The following is a 4,714-nucleotide window of genomic DNA, read 5'->3' as shown; positions in this document are numbered from 1 at the left end:
GACGGACTGTCAGTCACCGCTATGTTGACTGACCCACCGCTTTCGCGAGCAAGCCCGCTCCCACATTTGTATTGTGTTGCCTTGAAAGCCTTGTTCCAGAGCAGTTTGTTGAATTATTTCGGCTTCGTTTAAAGCGTGACCAAATATTGTAGGACAGTCAGGAATATGACTGTGGGGCCCTCTTTTGGCTCTAGTCGACCCTTGGCAAAGCTGCTACTCTCGGCGCGCTTTGTGACATCTCGGCCTGCTTTGAAGCGCCAGACTCACCTTAAAAAAACATACACCAATAATAATCGCATCAAATGCGATGATGAATTCGCGACGCTGAGGAGTGGGCTTCCATGAACGAAGACTTTTGGAAGGATAAGTACCCCGCCGGGATTGCTGCCGACATCAATCCAGACGAGTATCCGAATATTCAGGCGGTACTGAAACAGTCCTGCCAGCGCTTCGCCAACAAACCGGCTTTCAGCAACCTGGGCAAGACCATCACCTACGGTGAATTGTACGAATTGTCCGGCGCATTTGCCGCCTACCTGCAACAGCATACCGACCTCAAGCCCGGCGACCGCATCGCCGTGCAACTGCCCAACGTCCTGCAATACCCGGTCGCCGTGTTCGGCGCCATCCGTGCCGGCCTGATCGTGGTCAACACCAACCCGCTGTACACCGCGCGGGAAATGGAACACCAGTTCAACGACTCCGGGGCCAAGGCCCTGGTCTGTCTGGCCAACATGGCCCACCTGGCGGAAAAGGTCGTGCCCAAGACCGCCGTCAAGCATGTGATCGTCACCGAAGTCGCCGACCTGTTGCCGCCGCTCAAGCGCCTGCTGATCAACAGCGTCATCAAGTACGTGAAGAAAATGGTCCCGGCCTATCACTTGCCCCAGGCGATCAAGTTCAACGACGTGCTCGCCAAGGGCCACGGCCAGCCGGTCAACGATGCCAGCCCGGCCAGCGGCGACGTCGCCGTGCTGCAATACACCGGTGGCACCACCGGCGTGGCCAAGGGCGCGATGCTCACCCACCGCAACCTCGTCGCCAACATGCTGCAATGCAAGGCGCTGATGGGCTCCAACCTCAACGAAGGCTGCGAGATCCTGATCACGCCGCTGCCGCTGTACCACATCTATGCCTTCACCTTTCACTGCATGGCGATGATGCTGATCGGCAACCACAACATCCTGATCAGCAACCCGCGCGACCTGCCGGCGATGGTCAAGGAACTGTCGAAGTGGAAGTTCAGCGGCTTTGTCGGCTTGAACACCTTGTTCGTCGCGCTGTGCAACAACGAAGGTTTCCGCAAGCTGGATTTCTCTGCGCTCAAACTTACCCTTTCAGGCGGCATGGCCCTGCAACTGGCCGCTGCCGAGCGCTGGAAAGACGTGACCGGCTGCGGCATCTGCGAAGGCTACGGCATGACCGAAACCAGCCCGGTGGCCACGGTGAATCCGATCCAATGCGTCCAGGTCGGCACCATCGGCATTCCCGTGCCGTTGACCCTGTGCAAAGTCATCGCCGATGACGGCAGCGAGCTGCCGCTGGGCGAGATCGGCGAGCTGTGCATCAAGGGCCCGCAGGTGATGAAGGGCTATTGGCAGCGTGAAGACGCCACCGCCGAAATCCTCGACAGCGAAGGCTGGCTGAAGACCGGTGACATCGCGATCATCCAGCCGGATGGCTACATGCGCATTGTCGATCGCAAGAAAGACATGATCCTGGTCTCTGGCTTCAACGTGTACCCCAACGAACTGGAAGACGTGCTCGCGACCCTGCCGGGTGTATTGCAGTGCGCGGCCATCGGCGTGCCGGATGAGAAGTCCGGGGAGGTCATCAAGATCTTCATCGTGGTCAAACCGGGCGCTACCCTGACCAAGGAACAGGTGATGGAGCACATGCGTGCCAACGTCACCGCCTACAAGGTGCCCAAGGCCGTGGAGTTCCGCGATGCGTTGCCGACCACCAACGTGGGCAAGATCCTGCGTCGTGAGTTGCGCGATGAAGAGCTGAAGAAGCTGGGCCTTAAAAAGTAATCCATGAAAAACCCCGCTGATGCGGGGTTTTTTAATGCTTGCTGATTCCCATGACTGGAATGCAATTCAATGTGGGAGCTGGCTTGCCTGCGATGGCGGAGAGTCAGTCACTGAAGGGCTGGCTGATACACCGCTATCGCAGGCAAGCCAGCTCCCACAGTTTTGACCGCATCCCTACAGGGCGAACTGTGCGAAGCCCACGCCCGCGCCTGCCGGGCGCACATCCTTCAAGAACGAATCCTTGTCTGCGCTCAGCTCCAGCGTAATCTCCGGCTTGCGCTTGCCCGCATTGCGCACCACCAGGCCATCGAGCTTTTCGCGCAGGAACACGGTCGGCACCTTCAGGTGCAGCAACTGGTCGGTCTCGGCGTTGTGCATCAACAGGTGAATCCACTCGTACTGGCCCACGGCAATACGGCCCACCGGCAGGTCGAACCACCAGATGTTGCGTTTGCGGTCCAGGTCGGTGAAGTGGCAGTTGTTGACGCCGAGTACGGCACCGCCCAGTTCCTGGTTTCTGCGGGCGATGGCCTGTGCTTTATTGAGTTTCATAACTTTCCTACGGGATCTGTTATTCAGCGTTATAGCCTGAATGTGCCGCGCATTCTCGTGGGTTGGCCGCAAAACATAAAGCCAAACCTGTGCAGGGCGATGAAATGCCCCCGAAAAATAATTGAAACTCTGCCGAACCGCGTCGGGTCAATTTCTGGGTAAGCACCTCAATCCTTGATTGTTATTCTGGAGAGATACCATGGGCAGCACAGCGGATAAGGCAAAAGGTTTGAAAGACGAAGCCGTCGGCAACATCAAGCAAGGTGTTGGCAAAGTCACCGGCAACGACAAACTGCGCGCTGAAGGCGTGGTACAGGAAAAGAAAGGCAAAGTCGAAAAAGCCATCGGCGACACCAAGGATGCGGTAAAGAAAGCTACCAAATAAGCGTGCTTTCACACCGCACCAGCGGCCATCCCCGGATGGCCGTTTTTATGTCATCTGCCGGCGCTAAAGTTTCGAAATTGTTTCAAGGTCGCCAAATAGGCTACCTTGATGTAGAAAACGGCCCCTGAGTCGCCCTCTTATCCAACCATGATGCGGCGAAAGGAGACGCTATGATCTTTCCGGTTCTGCAAGGCCTCAAGCTGCACCAGGTGCTGGTGCGCACCGTCAAAGAGTTCGTCGATGACGAGATGCCCACCTACGCCTCGGCACTGGCCTACCAGATGCTGTTTTCATTGTTTCCCTTCCTGCTGTTCCTCATTGCCCTGATCGGTTTCCTGCACCTGCCGGACTTTTTCACCTGGTTGCGCCTGCAATCGGAACTGGTGTTGCCGCCCCAGGCCCTGGAGCAGGTCAATCCGGTTATCGATCAGTTGCAACAGTCCAAGGGCGGCCTGCTCTCGGTGGGTATCGTCATCGCGCTGTGGACCGCCTCCGCCGGCGTGCGCCTGATGATGAGCGCGATGAACGCCGCCTACGACGTGGTGGAAGGCCGGCCGATCTGGAAGCGCTTCCCGCTGTCGATCTTCTACACCGTGGGCATCGCCGGCATGCTGCTGGCCGCCGCCGCACTGATGGTGCTCGGCCCGCAAGTGATGGAGTGGCTGGCGGGGCAGATCGGCATGCAGGAATTCGTGGTCACCCTGTGGACCATCCTGCGCTGGCCGTTGATCGTGATCCTGCTGATGTTCGCCGTGGCCCTCATGTATTACGTGATGCCCGACGTTAAGCAGAAATTTCGTTTTATCACCCCGGGCTCCGTGCTGGCGGTGGTGGTCTGGATCGTCGCCTCCCTGGGCTTTGGTTATTACGTGAAAACCTTTGCCGACTACAACGCCATGTATGGCAGTATCGGCGCGATCATCGTCCTGCTCCTGTACTTCTACATTTCTGCCGCGGTGCTGCTGCTGGGCGCAGAGATGAACGCCGTGATCGAGCACATGTCAGAGGAAGGCAAGAACCCTGGCGAAAAGGATTTCGATGAACACCAGAGCGATGAAAAACAGCATGTCTCAGGCTTAGGCCGAGACCCTTCCCTCAAGCCCACTACCGACGAAGTCTGATCGATGATCCGTGAAATCCTGAAAATGGGCGACGAGCGCCTGCTGCGTATCGCGCCACCGGTGCCGCCGGAAATGTTCGACAGCCCCGAGCTGTGGCAACTGATCGATGACATGTTCCAGACCATGGAACACGTGGGCGGTGTGGGGCTCGCAGCGCCGCAGATCGGCGTCGATTTGCAACTGGTGATCTTCGGTTTCGAAGCCAGCGAGCGCTACCCGGACGCGCCTCCCGTGCCGCAGACCATCCTGATCAACCCGCTGATCACCCCGCTGAGCCCGGTGCTGGAAGAGGGCTACGAAGGTTGCCTTTCCGTGCCCGGCCTGCGCGGTGCGGTGAACCGTTATCAGCAGATTCGCTATGAAGGTTTCGACCCCAAGGGCGAGCCGATCGTGCGCGTCGCCGAGGGCTTCCACGCGCGGGTGGTGCAGCACGAATGCGACCATTTGATCGGCCGGTTGTACCCATCGCGGATCACTGACTTCAGCAAGTTCGGCTTTATCGAAGTGATGTTCCCCGACATGGACCCCACGGCGGACGATTGATCAACTGACACAACACCGATGACATTGTGGGAGCTGGCTTGCCTGCGATAGCGGCGGGTCAGCTTGCATTGCTGCTACTG

At 58.1% G+C, this 4,714-nt stretch carries 5 protein-coding genes; 4 read left to right on the top strand and 1 reads right to left on the bottom strand.

The genetic code is table 11. The features are described 5' to 3' along the window. The first annotated feature begins 341 nt into the window (after positions 1-341). The gene (gene fadD1 / locus ACW9IN_RS30010) at positions 342-2,033 is read left to right on the top strand and encodes a long-chain-fatty-acid--CoA ligase FadD1 (RefSeq protein WP_457369227.1); all 1,692 of its coding nucleotides are present in this window, start codon (positions 342-344) and stop codon (positions 2,031-2,033) included. 174 nt (positions 2,034-2,207) lie between these two features. On the opposite strand, the gene ACW9IN_RS30005 is transcribed toward fadD1, so the two are convergent. After that, positions 2,208-2,585 (bottom strand): hypothetical protein, encoded by a 378-nt coding sequence (locus ACW9IN_RS30005; protein ID WP_457369226.1) that lies wholly within the window; start codon positions 2,583-2,585, stop codon positions 2,208-2,210. Positions 2,586-2,784: 199 nt separating this feature from the next. Between ACW9IN_RS30005 and ACW9IN_RS30000 the strand changes: the two genes are divergently transcribed. The 3 genes from ACW9IN_RS30000 (at position 2,785) to def (ending at position 4,634) form a co-directional block, all read left to right on the top strand. Then, a complete protein-coding gene (locus tag ACW9IN_RS30000) occupies positions 2,785-2,970 on the top strand; it encodes a CsbD family protein (RefSeq protein WP_457369225.1) in 186 nt (61 codons plus the stop codon). Positions 2,971-3,140: 170 nt separating this feature from the next. After that, positions 3,141-4,091, top strand: a complete 951-nt coding sequence (locus ACW9IN_RS29995) for a YihY/virulence factor BrkB family protein (protein ID WP_457369224.1) — start codon at positions 3,141-3,143, stop codon at positions 4,089-4,091. 3 nt (positions 4,092-4,094) lie between these two features. Beyond that, positions 4,095-4,634 carry a peptide deformylase gene (def, locus tag ACW9IN_RS29990; protein ID WP_457369223.1) on the top strand — a complete coding sequence of 180 codons (540 nt, stop codon included), beginning with the start codon at positions 4,095-4,097 and terminating at the stop codon, positions 4,632-4,634. The last annotated feature ends 80 nt before the right edge of the window (positions 4,635-4,714 follow it).

The sequence above is a fragment of the Pseudomonas sp. SDO5271_S396 genome, assembly GCF_054071795.1.
Note: the sequence above shows the minus strand (reverse complement) of the source record. Positions and strands in the feature narration are given on the sequence as shown.

Excerpts from the sequence above, each read along its gene's own strand:
- fadD1 (WP_457369227.1), top strand. The coding sequence starts at position 342 with ATGAACGAAGACTTTTGGAAGGATAAGTACCCCGCCGGGATTGCTGCC.
- ACW9IN_RS30005 (WP_457369226.1), bottom strand. The coding sequence starts at position 2,585 with ATGAAACTCAATAAAGCACAGGCCATCGCCCGCAGAAACCAGGAACTG.
- ACW9IN_RS30000 (WP_457369225.1), top strand. The coding sequence starts at position 2,785 with ATGGGCAGCACAGCGGATAAGGCAAAAGGTTTGAAAGACGAAGCCGTC.
- ACW9IN_RS29995 (WP_457369224.1), top strand. The coding sequence starts at position 3,141 with ATGATCTTTCCGGTTCTGCAAGGCCTCAAGCTGCACCAGGTGCTGGTG.
- def (WP_457369223.1), top strand. The coding sequence starts at position 4,095 with ATGATCCGTGAAATCCTGAAAATGGGCGACGAGCGCCTGCTGCGTATC.